Source organism: Streptomyces sp. NPDC047525 (assembly GCF_040643025.1).
Classification (GTDB): Bacteria; Actinomycetota; Actinomycetes; order Streptomycetales; family Streptomycetaceae; genus Streptomyces; species Streptomyces durmitorensis.
This window is the reverse complement of the sequence record NZ_JBEYTL010000010.1, coordinates 112,121-129,930: the sequence shown is the minus strand read 5'-3', so window position 1 is coordinate 129,930 and position 17,810 is coordinate 112,121. Positions and strand designations below refer to the sequence as shown.

General features: G+C 71.7%; 15 protein-coding genes. 5 read left to right on the top strand and 10 right to left on the bottom strand.

Annotation, left to right across the window (positions count from 1 at the left end; all coding sequences use genetic code 11):
• Positions 1-266: 266 nt before the first annotated feature.
• Entirely contained in the window at positions 267-1,010 is a 744-nt protein-coding gene (locus tag ABZ833_RS28615; protein ID WP_361052112.1) for a GAF and ANTAR domain-containing protein, read from the top strand.
• Between the two features lie 436 nt (positions 1,011-1,446).
• Here the strand turns inward: ABZ833_RS28615 and ABZ833_RS28610 are convergent, their stop codons facing one another.
• The 4 genes from ABZ833_RS28610 to ABZ833_RS28595 form a co-directional block, all read right to left on the bottom strand.
• Positions 1,447-2,022, bottom strand: coding sequence for a DUF305 domain-containing protein (locus tag ABZ833_RS28610; protein ID WP_361052109.1), 576 nt, complete (start codon positions 2,020-2,022; stop codon positions 1,447-1,449).
• Positions 2,023-2,133: 111 nt separating this feature from the next.
• Positions 2,134-2,982, bottom strand: coding sequence for a DUF1996 domain-containing protein (locus ABZ833_RS28605; protein WP_361052409.1), 849 nt, complete (start codon positions 2,980-2,982; stop codon positions 2,134-2,136).
• 130 nt (positions 2,983-3,112) lie between these two features.
• A complete protein-coding gene (locus ABZ833_RS28600; RefSeq protein ID WP_361052106.1) occupies positions 3,113-5,032 on the bottom strand; it encodes a discoidin domain-containing protein in 1,920 nt (639 codons plus the stop codon).
• 49 nt (positions 5,033-5,081) lie between these two features.
• Positions 5,082-6,896 (bottom strand): coagulation factor 5/8 type domain-containing protein, encoded by a 1,815-nt coding sequence (locus ABZ833_RS28595; protein WP_361052103.1) that lies wholly within the window; start codon positions 6,894-6,896, stop codon positions 5,082-5,084.
• A 393-nt stretch (positions 6,897-7,289) separates the two neighbouring features.
• Here ABZ833_RS28595 and ABZ833_RS28590 point away from each other — a divergent pair, with 393 nt between their 5' ends.
• Positions 7,290-8,342 carry a LacI family DNA-binding transcriptional regulator gene (locus ABZ833_RS28590; RefSeq protein ID WP_361052100.1) on the top strand — a complete coding sequence of 351 codons (1,053 nt, stop codon included), beginning with the start codon at positions 7,290-7,292 and terminating at the stop codon, positions 8,340-8,342.
• A 36-nt stretch (positions 8,343-8,378) separates the two neighbouring features.
• On the opposite strand, the gene ABZ833_RS28585 is transcribed toward ABZ833_RS28590, so the two are convergent.
• Together ABZ833_RS28585 and ABZ833_RS28580 are read right to left on the bottom strand one after the other, a co-directional pair.
• Positions 8,379-8,867, bottom strand: a complete 489-nt coding sequence (locus tag ABZ833_RS28585; protein WP_361052097.1) for an ATP-binding protein — start codon at positions 8,865-8,867, stop codon at positions 8,379-8,381.
• An 8-nt stretch (positions 8,868-8,875) separates the two neighbouring features.
• The gene (locus ABZ833_RS28580; protein ID WP_361052094.1) at positions 8,876-9,766 is read right to left on the bottom strand and encodes an MEDS domain-containing protein; all 891 of its coding nucleotides are present in this window, start codon (positions 9,764-9,766) and stop codon (positions 8,876-8,878) included.
• 128 nt (positions 9,767-9,894) lie between these two features.
• Between ABZ833_RS28580 and ABZ833_RS28575 the strand changes: the two genes are divergently transcribed.
• Positions 9,895-10,803: an aminoglycoside phosphotransferase family protein gene (locus tag ABZ833_RS28575; protein WP_361052091.1), complete on the top strand. Its 909-nt coding sequence runs from the start codon at positions 9,895-9,897 to the stop codon at positions 10,801-10,803.
• A 48-nt stretch (positions 10,804-10,851) separates the two neighbouring features.
• On the opposite strand, the gene ABZ833_RS28570 is transcribed toward ABZ833_RS28575, so the two are convergent.
• From ABZ833_RS28570 to ABZ833_RS28555, 4 genes are all read right to left on the bottom strand, one after another.
• Entirely contained in the window at positions 10,852-12,792 is a 1,941-nt protein-coding gene (locus tag ABZ833_RS28570; RefSeq protein WP_361052088.1) for an ABC transporter permease, read from the bottom strand.
• Positions 12,793-12,945: 153 nt separating this feature from the next.
• Entirely contained in the window at positions 12,946-13,749 is an 804-nt protein-coding gene (modA, locus tag ABZ833_RS28565; protein ID WP_361052085.1) for a molybdate ABC transporter substrate-binding protein, read from the bottom strand.
• A gap of 78 nt (positions 13,750-13,827) precedes the next feature.
• Positions 13,828-14,235 (bottom strand): helix-turn-helix transcriptional regulator, encoded by a 408-nt coding sequence (locus ABZ833_RS28560; RefSeq protein WP_361052082.1) that lies wholly within the window; start codon positions 14,233-14,235, stop codon positions 13,828-13,830.
• An 87-nt stretch (positions 14,236-14,322) separates the two neighbouring features.
• Positions 14,323-15,129: an arylamine N-acetyltransferase gene (locus tag ABZ833_RS28555; RefSeq protein WP_361052079.1), complete on the bottom strand. Its 807-nt coding sequence runs from the start codon at positions 15,127-15,129 to the stop codon at positions 14,323-14,325.
• Between the two features lie 97 nt (positions 15,130-15,226).
• On the opposite strand from ABZ833_RS28555, the gene ABZ833_RS28550 reads away from it, so the two are divergent.
• Both ABZ833_RS28550 and ABZ833_RS28545 read left to right on the top strand, forming a co-directional pair.
• Complete coding sequence (locus ABZ833_RS28550; protein ID WP_361052076.1) at positions 15,227-16,381, top strand: epoxide hydrolase family protein; 1,155 nt, start codon at positions 15,227-15,229, stop codon at positions 16,379-16,381.
• A 127-nt stretch (positions 16,382-16,508) separates the two neighbouring features.
• Positions 16,509-17,741 carry an alpha/beta hydrolase-fold protein gene (locus ABZ833_RS28545; protein WP_361052073.1) on the top strand — a complete coding sequence of 411 codons (1,233 nt, stop codon included), beginning with the start codon at positions 16,509-16,511 and terminating at the stop codon, positions 17,739-17,741.
• The last annotated feature ends 69 nt before the right edge of the window (positions 17,742-17,810 follow it).

Genomic DNA, 17,810 nt, shown 5'->3' with positions numbered 1-17,810 from the left:
TTCGACTAGGACATCGGTCAGCGCGCCGGGACACTCTCCGGCGTCGTCGTCATCGCAGCGCGCTTCATGCCGGGCACGCTAGCAGGGGGCGGTGACGTCCGCCCGGCAATTTCCGCCCGGCCGGAACCACCGGGCACTCACCACCGTGCCGTCTCCTCTGCCGACGCAGCCTTGTGGACGCAAAGCCGCAGGAGGAGGGTGGACAGGGCGGCGCATTCCCACGGTTTCGTCCGACGCCGGGTGCCACCCGCGGGACGGACCTCCCGATGACCGCCGACCCCGGCGACCCTGCCCAGCAGAGCGCCCGCATCGTCGACCTGCTCCTGAACACCGAGACCCTCGACGGCTTCCTGCACGCCCTGGCCGTCGCGGCGATGACGCACGCCCCGAAGGCCAACGGCTGCGGGATCACCCTGCGGTCCGAGGGCCGGTTCCTCACCGTGTCCAGCGCGGGCACCAACGCCCCCGCCCTGGACGAGAAGCAGTACGGACTCGACCGGGGCCCGTGCCTGGAGGCCCTGCGCACCGGCACGGAGATCCGCATCGTCGACATGAAGGAAGAACGCCGCTGGGCCCCGTACCCCGCGCACGCCATGGCCTGCGGCGCCCGCTCCTCCCTGTCCTTCCCCATCGCCGCGCGCACCGGCACCGCGGGCGCCCTCAACCTCTACTCGCCCCAGCCGTACGGCTTCGAGGACATCGACCTGACCGCGCTGCGCGCCTTGGCCGCGCAGGCCACCGGCGCCATCGCCCTGGCCCGGCGCATGACCGACTCCAAGCAGTTCACGGACGACGTCCAGCAGGCCCTGCACCACCGCGGGGTCATCGACCAGGCCATCGGCGTCGTCATCGCCCAGCAGGGCTGCTCGGCCGGGCAGGCGTTCGCGATCCTGCGCAAGGCCTCCCAGAACCGCAACGTCAAGCTGCGTGAGCTGTGCGTCGACCTGATCGCGCGCCTCACCGGAAACGCGCCTCCCGACCCGCCGGGGCTGAGACCCCGTCCGCTCTGACGGTTGCCCCAGGCGGGAGGCCGTGACAAAGAGGCTGTTCGCAGCCGTTCCGATCATGCGAGCGGAAGTCTTATCCTCGGCAATGGAGTTAGGACGCAGCTCCGTGGTCACACCGGTAGCCGTCCTACCCCTTTCCACGCGGCGCCGAGTGGACCCTCCCTGCGGGCCAGCAGGAGCCGCATCACCGACGAAGCGGCTCCTGCCAGAGCCCTTCGTGGTGGGAATTCCCGCATCTCACCCATGGAGGGCACTGCGCGAGGAAGCGACGAGGGGGAGCCTCGTTCCTCGCGCCCCGGGCGGCCGTCGCCACCCAGTGCGCGACGGCCGCCTTCAAACAGCCGCTCCAATCGCACAGGCGTGACGTTACTCCGACTTCCCTTCACCGTCCGCACACAAGTGCGGAGTTGGTACGAACCGTTGCACCCTGTGGGCATCGCTAACCGGGCAGTGCCTTCAGCTGGTCGGCGCGGGTGTCGGCGATGCGGGCGGCGAGGCGCCGGACCTCAGCGCTGCCGGCCGAGCGTGCGGCGGAGCGCGAGACGCGCCCCGAGTGGCTGAGGTGGTCACGGAGCTCTTGGCGGACGAAGCGGTCGAAGGCCGCGCCGGTCAGCCGACGGCCACGGGCGAGGTCGGGCTCGGTGACCATGCCGGGCATGTCGTGGCCCTGGTGCACATTGGTGTCGGGCAGGCCCATGCGGTGCAACAGGGGCTTCAGGAGCGCGAGTTCAGCGCGGTGCTCCTTGGTCGTGGCTGCCGCCCAGCCAGCCAGATCCGCCGCCGACGCACGGTCGGCGGCGAGCGCGAGAAGCTGTTCGGCCTGGTCGTCCATCGGGATCACCAGCTGGATCCAGCCCGAGTCGGTGGCGGTGGCCCCGGAGAGGGAGGGGCTTGCGGAGGTGGTGGGGGCCGCCGGCGGGGTGGCAGGTTCCGAGCATCCGGCGAGCAGCAAGGAGAGGGACAGGGCCAGGGAAGGGACGAGTGAAGACGCGAGGAGGGCGGGTGCCGGCTTCATGAGGGCTTCCGGTGGGCGGGGGCCCGTGCCCGGCCGGAGGGGAGTCCGGCCGGGCACGGGGCTTGAGGAGATGCGCAGTTGAAGGGCCGAGACGCCGAGGGGGCGCGTCGGTCAGGAGGGACGCCCGTCGGCACCGCACTTGACGATGGGATTGATGCAGTCACGCACCCGGCGTTCCATCTCCTCCTCGGGCCATACGTTGATGAAGTCGCCGTGCATCGTGTACCCCGCTCCCGAGGCGAGGCGAAGGTCCGACGGGTCGCCGTTGACGGGGTAGCGCAGGACCTGACGGAGTTTGGGCACGGGAACCGGGTGAGTGGCGGGGCAGGCGCCGTTCACCGGGTAGGACATGTGGCTTTTGTGGTCCGCGGAGTCGAGATCCTTGCCGTTCCAGCACTGCGGGAAGTCGAGGTAGGACTCCAGCATCGATCCGGCGGGGCAGTTGACGAAGTCGGGCGACGAGCCGACCTCGCCGTGGTGCAGGCAGGACCAGCGGGAGATCGTGTTGTCGTCGGGCCCGGTGGCCTTGGCGTTCCCGGCCACGATGCGAAGGCCGCGGGGTATGGGCCGGGTCTTGGCGATGATGTCGTCCCGCACCCCCTCGCCGAGGTAGTAGAAAGTGGTCCCGGTCGGCTCGACCGGGGTGTTGCCCTCGTACAGGGTCGGCACCCAGTAGGCGGAGAGGTCGGTGTCGGGCGCGCAGGTGCTGGCGGAGCCGTCCAGGCTGTCCAGGTCGGAGTGGGCGTCGGTCGAGGTGTTGCCGAAGAAGCTGTGCATGTGGGAGGCGCCGGGCAGTCCGGGGAAGATGATCGGGTCGTCGGGCGCGCGGTGGCTCGCGGGACACTCGGCCAGGAACTCGGCCACGCGCACGACGTCCGCCTTGGGTGCGGCCGCCGCCTGCGCGCCGCTCTCGGGGAGCGTGACGCCGAGCAGCGGCAGGACCAACGCCAGCAAGGCCATGGGCAGTCGGCGACGGCGGTGACGGGGTGGTTCCGGCTTCGGGGGAGCGGGGTGTCTGGTCACGGGGGCTCCGATCGGTTCGAAGTGAGAAAGAGGGAGGAGGGCGAGGGAGGGGAGAGCGGAGGAGGGGTCAGCCCTTCTGCTCCGCCCGCACCCAGTCGATCTCCGCCTTTACCCCGCCCGCCGCGATCTTGTCGACGCTGGACTGCGGCAGGCCCCAGTACGGCTGGGTGACCTTGTTCCAGCCGGCCGGGTAGGCGCCGCCCAGGGCGAGGTTGAGGATGACGTACTGGTTGTGGTCGAAGACCCACTCGCCGCGGGTGGACTCCAGTTTGTTGCGCGTCGTCTCCTGGACGATGCGGTCGTCGACGGAGAAGCGCATCGTCGTCGGCGTCCACTCCACCGCGTACGTGTGCCACTGGTCGGCGGTGCCGCCGTTCGGATAGGTCTGGCGGGCGCCGATGTTGCCGTCCGCCGAGTATCCGGGGCCGTGCAGCGCGGAGCTCGTCCAGTCCGCGTAGCCGATGTTCTCCATGATGTCGGTCTCGCCGGAGGCGGGCCATGAGACGTCCGGGTCGTCCACGTCGCTGCCCAGCATCCAGAAGGCGGGCCAGAACCCGTCGCCGACCGGCAGCTTCATGCGGGCGCTGACCTTGCCGTACGTGAAGTCGAACTTGGTGTTGGTGTCGACGCGGCCCGAGGTGAAGTCGTAGGTGCCGCCGCCCGCGCTGGTGCAGTTGTCGCAGTAGTCGGCCTCGAGGACCAGACTGCCGTTCTCCGTACGGATGTTGTTCGTGGAGTCGACGTAGGCCTGCGACTCGCCGTTGACCGACCCCATCTCCTGCCCGGTTCTGACGACGCGCCACTTGGAGCGGTCCAGGCTCGCGCCGGTGAAGTCGTCGAAGAACGTCGTCCTGTACGCCCCCGACTGCTCGCCCGGCAGCGCGGGATACGCGGCGGACGCGCTGCCGCCCGTGCCCCACACCTGGAACTCGTAGAGGGAGTAGCCGAATTGGGCGGTGGCCGGGGCCGGGTTGTAGAACGACCGGCGTTCCTTGCCGAGCATCCGCACATAGCGGCCGGTCGCGGGCTGCGAGAGCCGCACGCTGTCGTGCCGGCCCACGGCGTCGCCGGGCGACTTGACGTCGGCCCGGCGCTCGGCGACCTCCGCGGCGGAGGGCTTGTGGACCGTGCGCCAGGTCTGGTCGTCGTCGGAGACCTGGAGTTCGTAGTCGACCGCGTAGGCCGCCTCCCAGTACAGGTCCACGGTGTCGATGGTGGAGCGCGCGCCCAGGTCGACCGAGACCCAGCGGTTGGCGTTCCAGTCGCTCGACCAGCGGGTCTGATCAGCCTTGAGGCCGTCGGGCCAGCCGCCGTCGGTCACGAAGGCCGGTGAATTGCCCGCGTGCTGATAGCGGTTGGAGCGGGCGGGGTGGTTCAGGGCGAGGTTCGAGCGGGTCGTCGACGCCGGTGCGGGTTCGCCGCCGTAGACCTTGAAGGCGTGCAGTGAGTAGCCGTAGGGCGTGGCGCGTTCGACGCCGCGCATCCTGACGTAGCGGCCCGTCACTTCCTGGGGGTAGGTGTGGGCGGTGAAGGAGCCGCCCGTGCCCGCCGTCTCGGTGTAGAAGGGGGTCCAGTCGGTGCCGTTCTTCGACGCCTCCAGGACGTACTTCTTGCCGTAGGCGGCTTCCCAGTCCAGTACGACGCGGTCGACGCGGAGGGTGGCGCCGAGGTCCACGCGTATCCACGCGTTGTCGGCGAACTGGCTGGACCAGCGGGTCGAGGCGTTGCCGTCGAAGGCGGCGCCGGGGCCGGGGGTGCCGGCCTCGTTGCCGGACGCGGTCGCCGATGCCGGGTCCGTGGTGTACGCCTCGGCGGCGCGGTCGGTGTCCCAGGCCGCGGCGGCGACCGCGCCCGGCGGGTCGGCCGGAGCGGCGGAGGCGACACCTGGCAGCAGGGTCAGGGCGCAGGCCGCGGCGAGCGCGACGAGCGGGGTGAGTCTCTTTCTCCGGGAGGTGCCGGAGCTTCTTCGTGAGGTGCCGGAGCGCATGCTGCTCTCCTTGCGGGTGGCGGGCAACTGGTGGGGGGCGTCCGGCGGTTCAGGGGAAGGAGACCACCGTGGACGGCACCGTGTCGGAGCCCGAAGTGGGAGCACCGATCCCGTTGATGACGTGCGCGTACTGACCCTTGCCGCCGAGCGAGACGACGAGCAGGTGGTGGAACTTCACGCCCGGCTTGCTCGGGGCGGCGAAGCCGTGCTCCTGCACGATGCTCGGGTCGACGTTGTAGTAGCAGTAGCTGCCGAGGCCCCAGCCCTCGTGGGTGGTGACGGAGTCGGCGACCTTGTACGCGGCGAAGCCCTTGATGCTGCCGTTCTGGATCGCGGCCTGGTTGGGGGCGTCGTACGCCTTCTCGTTCTGGTAGAAGATCGTGCGCCCGCGCTCGCCGTTCCACTGCACGTCGTACTTGTTGAAGTGCTCCACGAACAGGCCGGTGGCCAGCACGTCGGCGCCGTTGACGACCACTCCGTAGTCGGCCCGGTTGGTCTCCCATCCGACGCCCTCGCCGTGGTCGGCGCGCCAGACCCAGGTGTGGTCGACGATGGTGTGGCGGCTGTTGACCACCAGGCTGGTGGTGGCCTTGCCCGCGCCCGCCCCGCCGATGCGGACGAACACGTCCTGGACGGTGGTCGGGTTGCCGACGTGCGAGGCGCTCGCGCCCTTCGGGCCGACCTCGACGAGCGTCGCGGAGTTCTGCGGTCCGGCGTCGACCAGGAAGCCCGCCAGGCGCACCCCGTCCACGTCGGAGGTCTTCACCGCGGTGACCCCGCCGTCCGGGATGAGGGTGGCGTAACCGATGCCGAGGACCACGGTGTTGGCCTTCTTGACCTCGATCGGCCGGTCGAGGTGGTAGATGCCGGGCGTGAGCAGGAGGTGGAGCCCCTGGTCGAGGGCGGCGTTGAGAGTGGCCGCGCTGTCCCCCGCCTTGGCGACGTAGAAGGCGGAGAGGGAGAGGGACTGCCCCTGCGGGGTGCCGCTGCCCCAGCTGGTGCCGCGGGCGTTGGTGCGCAGGGCGGGAAGGAAGACCTTGTACTCCCCGCCGTCGAGGTAGAGGAAGGGCTTCTCGCGGGAGTACGGGGTGTTGTTCAGGGTGGTGTAGGGCGGGTTCGGGAACGAGTCGCCAGGAGCGCCCTCCACGCCGGAGAAGACCATGTTCCACACCGCGTTGAGCATGCTGCCGATCGAGCTGTCACGGGTGTACCACTGCTGCTGGGAGTACGGCTGGACGGTGCCGTCGATCCGGCTGTCGGCGATGTAGCCGCCGCTGGCCCAGCCGTAGCCGTTGGGGGCGAGGTTCAGGTCGCCGCGCACGTGCATGCGGCGGAACGGGGCGGCCTGGGAGACCGCCCAGCGGTTGGCGCCGCTGACCGGGGAGAGGGAGAGGTTCTCCGCCGAACGCCAGAAGTTCTGCGTGGCGTTGCCGTTGAACCAGCCCGCGTCGACGGTGACGTCGCCGTTGATGTGCGTGTTGTCGGGGGTCAGGCCCAGGCCCATGATCGAGGTGTAGAAGCCGATCTGGGCGTTGAGGCCGCTGTACGTGCCGGGCTTGAACAGCAGGGCGTAGCGGGCCGAGCCGAACTGCGCCGACTCCTGCTTCTTGAAGATCTCGTCCAGTTTCGCCTGTATGCCCCCGGTGGACGGGTCGAAGACGATGACGTTCGGGCCGAAGTCGGGAGCGGCGGCGTTCGCGGGCTGCGGGCGGCGGGCTGCGGGCGCCTGCGACGAGGGCGCGTCGGGAGCGGCGACCGCTTGGGACGCGAGCAGACCGGTGGCCGGGACCGCCAGGGCGGCGGCCAGGGCGGTGCGGCGGGAGAGGGTGGATCTCGAGGCGGGCGCGGGCAGGTGCTCAGACATGGCAAGTCTCCCTGATAGCTGGGCGGTTGGTTCGCCGAGGTGCTGGTGGTGGGGGCGGCACCGCTCCGGAGTGAGTTGGGGCAGAGCGGTGCCGCAGGCGTTCGGTTTGAGTTCAGAACATGAACGGTGATCGCTGAGAGAGCGCTCTCTCGCGTTGGATAGTTGTGTCTGTGACAAGGCGCGTCAAGGGGGTGCGCACGATGTCGCACCGACTCGGTGGAGAGAAGTCAACTAGGTGACTCTGTGGGAGAGTTGGCGACAATCGCTCGCACGTGGGCGATATGTCCCCGTGGGGTGTGCGGGGTGACAACGGCCTGGTCTGCGAAGACAGTTGACGCGACATCAGGGGCAGAGACCCGAACGCCCGGCCCACGCGGTTGCTATAAAGACCCCGTGACTGCCGACGCCCTGCGCCCCGCCCGCCCGGTGACCCTGGAGGACGTGGCCCGCACCGCGGGGGTGTCGCGCGCCACCGTCTCCCGGGTCGTGAACGGCGCGCCCACCGTCGACCCGGTGCTGCGCCGCAAGGTGGAGGAGGCCGTCGAGGCCACCGGCTACGTCCCCAACCAGGCCGCCCGCTCCCTGGTGACCCAGCGGACCGACTCCATAGCCCTGGTGGTGTCCGAGCGCGAGCGGCGGCCGGTCGAGGCCCCCTTCGTCGGCCGGATGTTCACCGACCCCCACTTCGGGCGGGTCGTCGGCGGGCTCCTGGACGTGCTGCGCCCGGCCGGGGTCCAGATGGTCCTGATGCTGGTGGACGACGACACCTCGCGCCGGCAGTTCCTGTCGTATCTGCGGCAGGGCCATGTGGACGGCACGGTGCTCGTCTCCTCGCACGCCTCCGATCCGCTGCCCCGGCTGCTCGCGGAGACCGGCCTGCCCGCCGTGCTCGCCGGGCGTCCGGCCGGGACGGTCCCGCTGCCGTACGTGGAGGTGGACCAGCGGGCCGGGGCGCGCATGGCCGTCGACCGGCTGGTCTCCGAGGGGCGCCGCAGGATCGGCACCATCGCAGGGCCGCAGGACATGCCGGCCGCCCAGGAGCGCCTGGAGGGCTTCCGCGACGCGCTGGCCGCACACGGCATCACCGGCGCGCCCTGGGCGGAGGCGGACTTCACGCGGGTGGGCGGCGCCGACGCGACCCGGCGGCTCCTGTCCGAACACCCCGACCTGGACGGCGTGTTCGTCGCATCGGACCTGATGGCGCAGGGCGCGCTGCAGACCCTCCTGCGGGCGGGCCGGCGGCTGCCGCAGGACGTGGCGGTGGTCGGCTTCGACGACAGCGAGGCCGCCCGCGCCTGCGAGCCCGCGCTCACCACGGTCCGGCAGCCGGTGGAGGAGATGGCCGCCGAGATGGCCCGGCTGCTGCTGGGGAGGATCAAGCAGCCGGGGGACTCGCCGCTCTCGACGGTGTTCCGCCCGACGCTGGTCGAGCGGGCTTCGGCGTGAGCGGTGGGGGTGGCGGTGGCCGTCGGGCCCTGCCGCTCAGGACAGCAGCGCCACCAGTGTGACCCTGGTCCCGGCCGCGCAGGCCGTGACGTCGAAGTGGTCCGTGAGGGCCTGGGCCAGCCACAGGCCCCGGCCGTTCTCGGCCTCGTCCGCCTCGGGCAGCGTGGCGGACTCGCACGGCTTCGGCCGGTTCGGTCCGAGGCCGCTGTCCGTGATGACGCACCGCAACCCCTCGTCCGTGTGCGCGAGATGGAGGCGGCCCTTGCCGCCGCCGTGCACGACGGCGTTGCTCGCGACCTCGTGCACGGCGAGCACGAAGTCGCTGAGCCGGGGTTCGCAGAGGCCCGCGTCCTCCGCGCGCCGGATGACCTGGAGCCGCAGGCGTGCCAAGTCGGCCATGGTGAAGGGGAGTTCGAGGAGTGTGTTCCTGCCCGGTGCGGGGGCGAGGGTGCTGTGGAGGTGCTCCCGGTGTGGGGCCGGGTCACCGCCGTTGTCGTCGTTGCCGATGCCGCGGTTGAGGATCACTGCGCGGATCACCCTTCGCCCAGGACGAGTTGTGGCACTACGGCGGCTCCGCAGAGCCGTATCAATTTGTCCTGCTCGGGTCGGCAGCGCACCGTGAGGAGGTGGCCGAGGGGGAGCCTGCCCGCGAGCCGCACCAGCGTCGACGCGCCGTGCACGTCCATGAAGCACAGCTCGGTCAGGTCGAGCACGCCGGGGCGGTCGGAGCGGTCGGAGCCGTCGGAGCGGCCGGGGTCGGCCAACGCGTGTGCGAGCGCGGAGTCGAACTCCTCGCGTGTGGCGAGGTCGACGTCTCCGGCGACCCGCAGCTCGGTGCCGGTCCGTGTGACGTCCAGGGCGCCGAGGCGCCGCAGGACCCGTTTGGGGTGCGCGTCGCGGATCCGGCCCAGGAGGCTCTTGCCGAACCTGCGCCGGTCGTACTCGCAGATGGCCGTGAACCCGATCTCCGCGAAGAGCGGCGAGAGCCCGGCTTCGTAGTCGACCAGGAGGTCCTGGTCGACGCCCGGTTCGGCGGCCCAGCCCATGTCGCCGACCACGCGGATCCCGGAGAAGCCGTCGTGGCGGGCCTTGTCGGTCAGCTCCACCCAGGTCTGGGCCCGTTCGGCCGGGTCGAAACCGTTGGCCGGGTCGTAGCCGGGGACTTCGTTGACCACGGCGAGACGTCCGTCCATGAGTGCGGGGCCCAGCGGGAAGCCGCTGGAACTCAGCTGCTCGGCCGCGAGGGCGGGAGTGGTCGCCCGATCGGTGAAGAAGATCACCTGCTCGCCGCGCGAGAGGCCGATGTCGGCGTACGCGGCGCGGAGTTCCCAGCGGGTTTCGTCGTCGTCGAATCCGAGGCAGGCGTGGTCCCCGGAGTTCATACGGGTGACGGAGACCGTCCTGGTCACAGAACTGGAATCCATGGGGCAGACCTTAGGGTCCGCGCGAGGCGCCACGGCGGTGGTGATCACTGTTGACTGAAGTCGTTCCAATCGCTCGACAACTCGATAATTCGTTGCGCGGCGCGATCGCCGGAGGCGATGATCCCCGCATGGTTCCGACACCTCCCGACGGGCGCGCCGGCATCGACGCCGCCCTGGTGAAACGTCTGGTCGCCGCGCAGTTCCCGCAGTGGAGCGACCTGCCCGTCAGACCGGTGGAGGTCGACGGCTGGGACAACCGGACGTACCGAATCGGCGACACCCTGACGGCCCGGCTGCCCACCGCCACCGGCTATGTCCCCGCGGTCGCCAAGGAGAACGAATGGCTGCCCCGGCTCGCGCCGTCCCTGCCGTACGCCGTCCCGCCGATCCGGGGCGAGGGTGTCCCGGGCGAGGGGTATCCCTACCCGTGGTCCGTCCGCGGCTGGCTCGACGGCGAGACGGCGGCTCCTGAACGCATCGGCGACAGGGCGCAGTTCGCGGACTCCGTGGCCGGGTTCATCTTCGCCCTCCAGCGCTGCGACACCACCGGGGGCCCGCTCGCCGGCGAGCACAGCTGGTACCGCGGCGCGTCCCCGGCGTACTACGACGAGGAGACCCGGCGGTGCCTCGCCGCCCTCAAGGGCCGCGTCGACACGGACAGGGCCGCGGTCGTGTGGGACGCCGCGCTCGCCGCCGAGTGGCGCGGGACGCCCGTGTGGTTCCACGGCGACATCGCCCCCGGCAACCTCCTGGTCGCCGACGGCAAGCTGACCGCCGTCATCGACTTCGGCACGTCGGGCGTCGGCGACCCGGCGTGCGACCTGGTGTGCGCGTGGGGGATGTTCTCGGGTGAGAGCCGGGAGGTGTTCCGGCGCGCGGTGGGCCAGGACGAGGGCACCTGGGCGCGCGCCCGCGGCTGGCTCCTGTGGAAGTGCCTGCTGACCCTGAGCGGGTACATCGACACCGATCCGGAGCGTGCGGCCGTCGACCGGCACTTGATCGCCGAGGTCCTGGCCGACCACGAGCTCTTCGGCTGACACCGCGCACCACGCCCGCGCACCACGCCCGCGTCCCACGCCTGCGTCCTACGTGGGCACGACCGTCGCCTCCGTCGCCTTCACGCTGGTCCACACCGGCGTCCCGTCGGCGAGGCCGAGTTCGGCGGCGGCCTGCGGGGTGATCTCGGCGACGAGGTCGGGGGCCTGCGGGGAGGTGATCAGGAGGCGCAGGCGGCTGCCGCTCGTGGTGATCTCACGGATGGTGCCGGGCCACACGTTGCGGGGGCTGCCGCCGGGCTTGTCGCGGTGCACGGAGACCGCCTCCGGGGCGATGATCGCCAGGGCCTCGGTGCCCGGCGGCAGCGGGTCCGCGATCACGAGCGTTCCCCCGCCGGGCAGGGCAAGGCCCTCGGGTCCCGCGGTGCCGGGCCAGGCGTTGCGGCCCAGCATCCTGGCCACCCACGGGGAGCGCGGGTGCCGGGTCACCTCGGCGGGCGCCTCGTCCTGGAGGGCGAGCCCCTGGTCGAGCACGAGAACCCGGTCGGCGAGGGACACCGCCTCGACGGGGTCGTGCGTGACGATCAGGCAGACACCGCCGAAGGTCTCGAGGTGCGTACGCAGGGTGTGGCGCACGTGGGCCCGGGTCGTCTGGTCGAGCGCGGCGAGCGGTTCGTCGAGCAGGAGCAGCCGGGGGCGCGCCGCCAACGCCCGTGCCAGCGCCACCCGTTGGGCCTGACCGCCGGAGACCTGGGCAGGCCTGCGGTGCGCGAGGTGGCCGACGCCGAGCCGGTCGAGCCACTCCTGCGCGCGGCGCCGGGCCTCGGCGCGCGGGACACCGAGGGCGCGCGGCCCGTACGCCGTGTTGGCCAGCGCGCTCATGTGCGGGAACAGGGCGCCGTCCTGCGGGACCCAGGCGACGTGCCTGCGGTGCGGCGGAAGGCCCGTGACGTCGGTGTCGCCGAGGCGGAGTTCGGCGTGGGCGCGCGGGGTGAGGCCGAGCAGGGCGCGCAGCAGCGTGGTCTTGCCCGCGCCGTTGGGCCCGACGACGGCGATGGTGGTGCCCGGCTCGGCGTCCAGGGTCAGGCGGTTGAAGCCGCTGACCTCGGCGTGCAGGGACCAGCGCTCCTGGGGCTCCGCCGCGGACTCGGCCGCGACGGACTCCGGCGGCGCGGGCGCGGGCGCGTCGTCCGGCAGCCGCCCGGACCGGTCACCCCTGCGGTCGCCCGGAGTGCTCATCCACCGCCCGCGCAGCGCGACGAGCACCGCCATGGCGATGGCGAGCAGCAGCAGCGACACGGACGTCGCGGCCTCGGGGGAGTCCTGGAGCAGCAGGTACACCTGAAGGGGCAGGGTCTGCGTGGTGCCGGGCAGGTTGCCCGCGAAGGTGATGGTCGCGCCGAACTCGCCGAGGGCCCGTGCCCAGGTCAGGGCGGCTCCGGCGATGAGCCCGGGGGCGACCATGGGCAGCGTGACGGTGCAGAACACCCGTACCGGCGATGCGCCCAGGGACGCCGCCGTCTCCTCGTAGCGGGGGCGGAGTCCGCCGAGCGCGCCTTCGAGGCTGATGACGAGGAACGGCATCGCGACGAAGGTCGCGGCGATCACCGCGCCGGACGTGTGGAACGGCAGGGTGATCCCGAACGTGTCCTCGAGCCACGGGCCGAGCAGTCCGCGCCGCCCGAAGGCGAGGAGCAGGGCGACGCCGCCCACGGTGGGCGGAAGCACCATCGGGAGCAGGACGAGGGAACGTACGACCGCCTTGCCGGGAAAGTCGACACGGGCGAGCAGCCAGGCGAGCGGCACCCCGAGCAGCAGCGAAAGCCCCAGCGCCCAGAAGGAGACGACCAGGGAAAGCCGCAGAGCCTGCGTGGTTCCCTCAGTGGTCAGATGGGCGCCCAGCTCACCCCACTCCGTACGGACGAGGATCCCGATCAGCGGCAGCATCAGGAACGCGATGGCCAGCAGCGCGGGGATCGCCAGGGCGATCGGGGTGCGGGGGCCAGGGGTGCGGCCGCGCAGGCGTTTCATCGTGGTCCCTGGGGTGCGCTCGGGGTGGTGTCGCGAGGTGAGGGAGCGTACGGGGTGTTCCGGGGGACGGCCCGGAACACCCCGACCGGGGAGGCGGTCGGCTCCCTCACCTCGGCTTGGGCGAAGCGACGGACGGTGGACGACGAGCCGTGGCTACGGCTTCTCGAAGCCCGCGTCCTGGAGGATCTTCTGCGCGGCGGGCGTGGACAGCCACTTCACGAACGCCGTCGCCGCCTCCTCGTGCTTCGAGGTCTTCAGCGTGGCCGCGGGGTACTCGGCGATCGCGTTCTCGCCGTCGGGGATCTTGACCGCGTCGACCTTCTTGGGGGCGGTCGCGGCGTCGGTCTTGTAGACGAGCCCGGCATCCGCCTCGCCCAGCTCGACCTTGCTCAGGACCGCGCGGACGTTGGGCTCCTGCGAGACCGGCTTCACGTCGAGCTTCTGGTCGTCCAGGATCTGCTTGCTGTAGCGGCCGACCGGCACCTCGGACGCGGCGAGGACGACCTTCAGCTTGCTGTCGGAGAGGTCCTTCAGCGCGGCGACCTTCTTGGGGTTGCCCTCGCCGACCGCGATGACCAGGCGGTTCTTGGCGATGACGGACGGGGTGCCGGTGTCGGCCTTCAGGCCGTCCATGGTCTTGGTGTCCGCGGTGACCAGGGCGTCGGCCGGGGCGCCCTGCTTGACCTGGGCGGCCAGTTCCTGGGAACCGGCGAAGGAGAAGTTGACCTTCGTCCCCGGGTTCTCCTTCTCGTACGCGGCGCCCGCGGTCTCGAAGACGTCGGTGAGCGAGGAGGCGGCGAGCACCGTCAGGTCGGCCTTGGGCGCGGCGGCGCCCGCGGGCTTCTTGCCGCTGCCGCTCTTGTCGTCGTCGTTGCCGCAGGCGGCGAGCGGGACGAGCAGGGCGGCCGTCAGGACGGCGGCGGTGCGGCGCCGGGCGGGGGTGAGAGCGAGGGACATGGGCGTGGAACTCCTTGGAGGCGAGGCCGGCGGCGCGGTCCGGCCCGTGGTTGCGGACCCTGGGGTGCGGACCAGGGGTCAGGTGCGGTCGATGTGCACGCTGGTGGACTTCACGCGGGCGGTCGCCTGCATGCCGACCTCCAGGCCCAGCTCCTCCACGGCCTCCCGGGTCAGGAGCGAGACGAGCCGGTGCGGACCTGCCTGGATCTCGACCTGGGCCGCGACGTCGCCGAGCTTCACGGCGGTGACGATGCCCGGGAAGGCGTTGCGGGCGGAGGTGTAGGGGACGTCGTCCTCGCCGTTGCCCCCTTGCGCCTGCCCCTGCGCGACCTCGACGGAGAACGCGGCGAGATCGCGGCCGTCGATGAGCCGACGGCCGCCCTCGTCGCGATGGGTCGTGACCCGTCCGGCGTCCGCCCACCGACGAGCGGTGTCGGGGCTGACGCCGAGCAGACGCGCCGCCTGTCCGATCGTGTAGGACTGCATGCGCGACACGATAAGCCGCCTGACCTGGCATCTACAACACGTATGGGCGAATGTCCATGGCAGATGCCACCCTCCTTGGAGGAAAGGTCAAGAGGCTGCATGACCTCCGGGGGAGACGGTCTCCTTCACGTGCGGCACCTGCTTCAGCGCGATGCCGAAGTGCGTGGCGTACGCGTCGAGCACGTCGGCGTCCGTGGCCAGCTCGACGGTGTGGCGCTCACCGGCAGTCGTCGTGGTGAGGGTGCGGCCGCTGAGAGTGATCCGGCCGGTCTCGGTGAGCAGCGAGCAGACCAGTGACCGCGTGAAGTGGGACCGGGGCGAGGTGCGGTGCCACCAGGCGCCGGACGTGAAGTCACCCAGGGCGCGCGGGCGTTGGTCGACCACGTACTGCGCCTTGCCGTCCCTGCTGACGTCCAGATCGCCTTCGGGGGTCTCGGTGACGCGGAAGGTGCCGCCGGGGTCCGGCTGGTCGCCGCGCTCGCCGTAGGCCAGCGGGAAGTGGCTGTGGGTGCCGAAGCCGACGTCCGTGAGCCAGTCGCCGCCGTCGGAGGTGCGCACCCGCAGCGCCAGGTGGTCGTAGGGGATCCCGGGCTTCCCGGAGTCGTCGTACACACGGGCCTGCAAGAGGGTGACCTCGAAGCCGAGGGCGGTGAGCAGCGCGGCGAACGCGCCGTTGAGCTCGTAGCAGAAGCCGCCGCGGCGGGCGCCGACGACCTTCGCGACCAAGGAGTCGTCGGTGAGTTCGATGTCCTCGTCGAGGTGGATGGAGAGATTCTCGAAGGGCACGGCACGCAGGTGCGCGAGCTGCAGATCGTGCAGGGCCCGTGTGGTGGGCGCGGAGGGGCGCTCGGCGCCGATGCGGCGGAGGTAGGCATCCGTCTGATCAAAATCCATGGGCAGATTCTTGCGCGTCGCGCATCATGGGCCCTGCCCGCCGCATCGACGCCGACCCGGCGCCGCGGCGCCCCCTGTCTCCTGCACCGAAGGAACCATGACCGCCGAGCCCGCTCCTTTCCGGACCTCCGTGTCCGACGACGTGCTGAACGACCTGCGTACGCGCCTCAAGCGCACCCTCTTCACCCAGCCATCCGACTCCGTGTACTGGGCGGCGGGCGTCGACCCCGGCTATCTGCGCGAGCTGGTCGCCCACTGGGCCGAAGGCTTCGACTGGCGCGCCGCCGAGGCCGCGCTCAACGCCTTTCCTCAGTACGTCGCCGAAGTCGCCGGACGGCGCGTGCACTTCGTCCATCTGCGGGGCCGGCGCCCCGAAGGCGCGCCCGCGCCGCTGCCGCTGGTCCTGAGCCATGGCTGGCCGAGCAGTTTCGTGGAGATGCTGCGGGTCGCCGGGCGCCTCGCCGACCCGGCCGCGCACGGCGGCGACCCGGCCGACGCCTTCGACGTGGTGATCCCCTCGCTGCCCGGCTTCGTCCACTCCGAGCTGCCGCGCGAGCCGTTCACGCGCAGGGGCGTCGCCGAGATCTGGCACGAGCTGATGACCCGGACCCTGGGCTACGAGCGCTTCGGCGCCTTCGGCGGGGACATCGGCGGCGGAGTGACGCAGTGGCTCGGGGCCCTCTATCCGCAGGACGTGGCCGGGGTGCACGTCACCTCCGCGGTGATCACGGAACAGTTCGACGACGCGCCGCCGACCCCCGATGAGCGGACGTTCCTCGACGCGCTGGCCGCGTACGACGTGGACGACCAGGGCTACAGCGAGATCATGTGCAGCCGCCCGGACACCATCGCGGCCGCCCTGATGGACTCCCCGGCCGGGCTCGTCGCCTGGATCGCCGACAAGTACCGCGACTGGAGCGACTGCGGCGGCGATCTGGAGACCCGCTGGGACAAGGACACCCTGCTCACCGTCGCGACCCTGTACTGGGCCACCGGCAGCATCGGCTCGTCCTTCCGGCAGTACTACGACTACCCCCGGAACAAGCCGGTGCCGCCCGTCACCGTCCCCGGCGCCGTCACCCTGAGCAATGAACCGGCGTTCGCGGACTTCCCCAGGAGCATGGCCGAGCGGACCTTCACCGACCTGCGCCACTGGAGCACCCCGAAGCGGGGCGGCCACTTCATGGCGCACGAGGAGCCGGAGCAGGTGGCTCAGGAGCTGCGGACGTTCTTCCGGCCGCTGAGGAGCTGATCCGGCGGCGCGCCGCGCAGGGGCCTCCCCGCGATCCGTATTGACTTAGGTTAGGCTAAGCTAAGTTGATATTGTCGTGGGTTGGACCAGGAAGGCGGGGAACGATGCGGGTCCTCTTCGTGTGCGGGTGAGTGTGACCACGGGGGTGCTCGCGGCCGACGCGGCGCCCCGCAGGCTCCCGGGCGCCGCGCCCTGCGTCGAACGCGTCGCGGCCCGCGTCGCCGGCGCCGCCGAACCTGAACGGGCCGCCGTCCTTGAGGACTTCTGGGCGGATGCAGCGCGCCGCGGCACCCCCCTGATCGAGGCCGTCGACGGCGACCCGGACCACTGCACCGCGACGTTCCTGTGGCGCGGCCACCGCGCCACGCGGCAGGTCCTGCTCCTCGCCGAGGGCATCGCGGACCGCGCCGACCTCGCCGCGTCCCGGCTGAGCCCGCTGCCCGGCACGGACATCTGGCACCTCAGCTACCGGCTGCGCGCCGACCACCGCGGCTCGTACCGCATGGCCGCCGACATCTCGCCCGGCGAACCGCCCGCGTCCGCCGCGCTCCTCCAGCAACGCCTGCTCTCCCTGTCCGCGCACGCCGCGCCCGACCCGCTCAACCACCGCCGGATGCCCGGCCGCTGGCTGGACCGCGCCACCTCCGTCTTCGAGCTCCCGCAGGCGCCCGCGCGGGCGTGGACCGAGCGGCGGGCCGGGGTGCCCCGGGGGAGGGTCGAGCGGCACCGGCTGCCCGCGGGGGTGCTCGGCGCCGAGCGGGACGTGTGGACGTATCTCCCGCCCGGCGGCCGGGTGGGCGAACTGCCGGTGCTCGTCCTGTGCGACGGCGACATGTGGTTCGGGCGGCTCGCCTTCCAGGACACACTGGACGCCCTCGTCGCCGACGGCGCCCTGCCGCCGCTCGCCGTCCTCGCCCCGGACGCCGTCGACAGGGACACCCGCCGCCGGGAGATGGACGCGCACGAGCGCCATGTGGGCTTCCTCGCCGACGAACTGCTGCCCTGGGCCGCGGGCCGCTGGCCGCTTGCCACCGACCCCGCGCGCACGCTCGTCGCGGGCCAGGGCCTTGCCGGACTGACCTCCTTGTACGCGGGGTTCCTGCGGCCGGAGCGGTTCGGCAGCGTCCTGGCCCAGTCCGCGCCCGTCCCACGCCTCCACGTCGGCCCGTCCCTGCCCGTCACCGTGCGCCTGGACGTCGGACTGCGCGAGGACGCAATTCTTGATCACCACCGCGATCTGTACGAGACCCTGCGCTCGCGCGGCTGTCCGGTGACCCTGGGCGAGTACAACGGCGGTCATGACTGGGCCTGTTGGCGTGGCAGCCTGACCGAAGGGCTTGTGGGGCTTCTGGGACACTGACCCGCCGGCCCTGGCACACTGGTCCGCCCGCCCCGTGTCGCTGTTGGGCCGAACGGGTGAGGTCGCGTA

Excerpts from the sequence above, each read along its gene's own strand:
- ABZ833_RS28615 (WP_361052112.1), top strand. The coding sequence starts at position 267 with ATGACCGCCGACCCCGGCGACCCTGCCCAGCAGAGCGCCCGCATCGTC.
- ABZ833_RS28610 (WP_361052109.1), bottom strand. The coding sequence starts at position 2,022 with ATGAAGCCGGCACCCGCCCTCCTCGCGTCTTCACTCGTCCCTTCCCTG.
- ABZ833_RS28605 (WP_361052409.1), bottom strand. The coding sequence starts at position 2,982 with ATGGCCTTGCTGGCGTTGGTCCTGCCGCTGCTCGGCGTCACGCTCCCC.
- ABZ833_RS28600 (WP_361052106.1), bottom strand. The coding sequence starts at position 5,032 with ATGCGCTCCGGCACCTCACGAAGAAGCTCCGGCACCTCCCGGAGAAAG.
- ABZ833_RS28595 (WP_361052103.1), bottom strand. The coding sequence starts at position 6,896 with ATGTCTGAGCACCTGCCCGCGCCCGCCTCGAGATCCACCCTCTCCCGC.
- ABZ833_RS28580 (WP_361052094.1), bottom strand. The coding sequence starts at position 9,766 with ATGGATTCCAGTTCTGTGACCAGGACGGTCTCCGTCACCCGTATGAAC.
- ABZ833_RS28575 (WP_361052091.1), top strand. The coding sequence starts at position 9,895 with ATGGTTCCGACACCTCCCGACGGGCGCGCCGGCATCGACGCCGCCCTG.
- ABZ833_RS28570 (WP_361052088.1), bottom strand. The coding sequence starts at position 12,792 with ATGAAACGCCTGCGCGGCCGCACCCCTGGCCCCCGCACCCCGATCGCC.
- modA (WP_361052085.1), bottom strand. The coding sequence starts at position 13,749 with ATGTCCCTCGCTCTCACCCCCGCCCGGCGCCGCACCGCCGCCGTCCTG.
- ABZ833_RS28560 (WP_361052082.1), bottom strand. The coding sequence starts at position 14,235 with ATGCAGTCCTACACGATCGGACAGGCGGCGCGTCTGCTCGGCGTCAGC.
- ABZ833_RS28555 (WP_361052079.1), bottom strand. The coding sequence starts at position 15,129 with ATGGATTTTGATCAGACGGATGCCTACCTCCGCCGCATCGGCGCCGAG.
- ABZ833_RS28550 (WP_361052076.1), top strand. The coding sequence starts at position 15,227 with ATGACCGCCGAGCCCGCTCCTTTCCGGACCTCCGTGTCCGACGACGTG.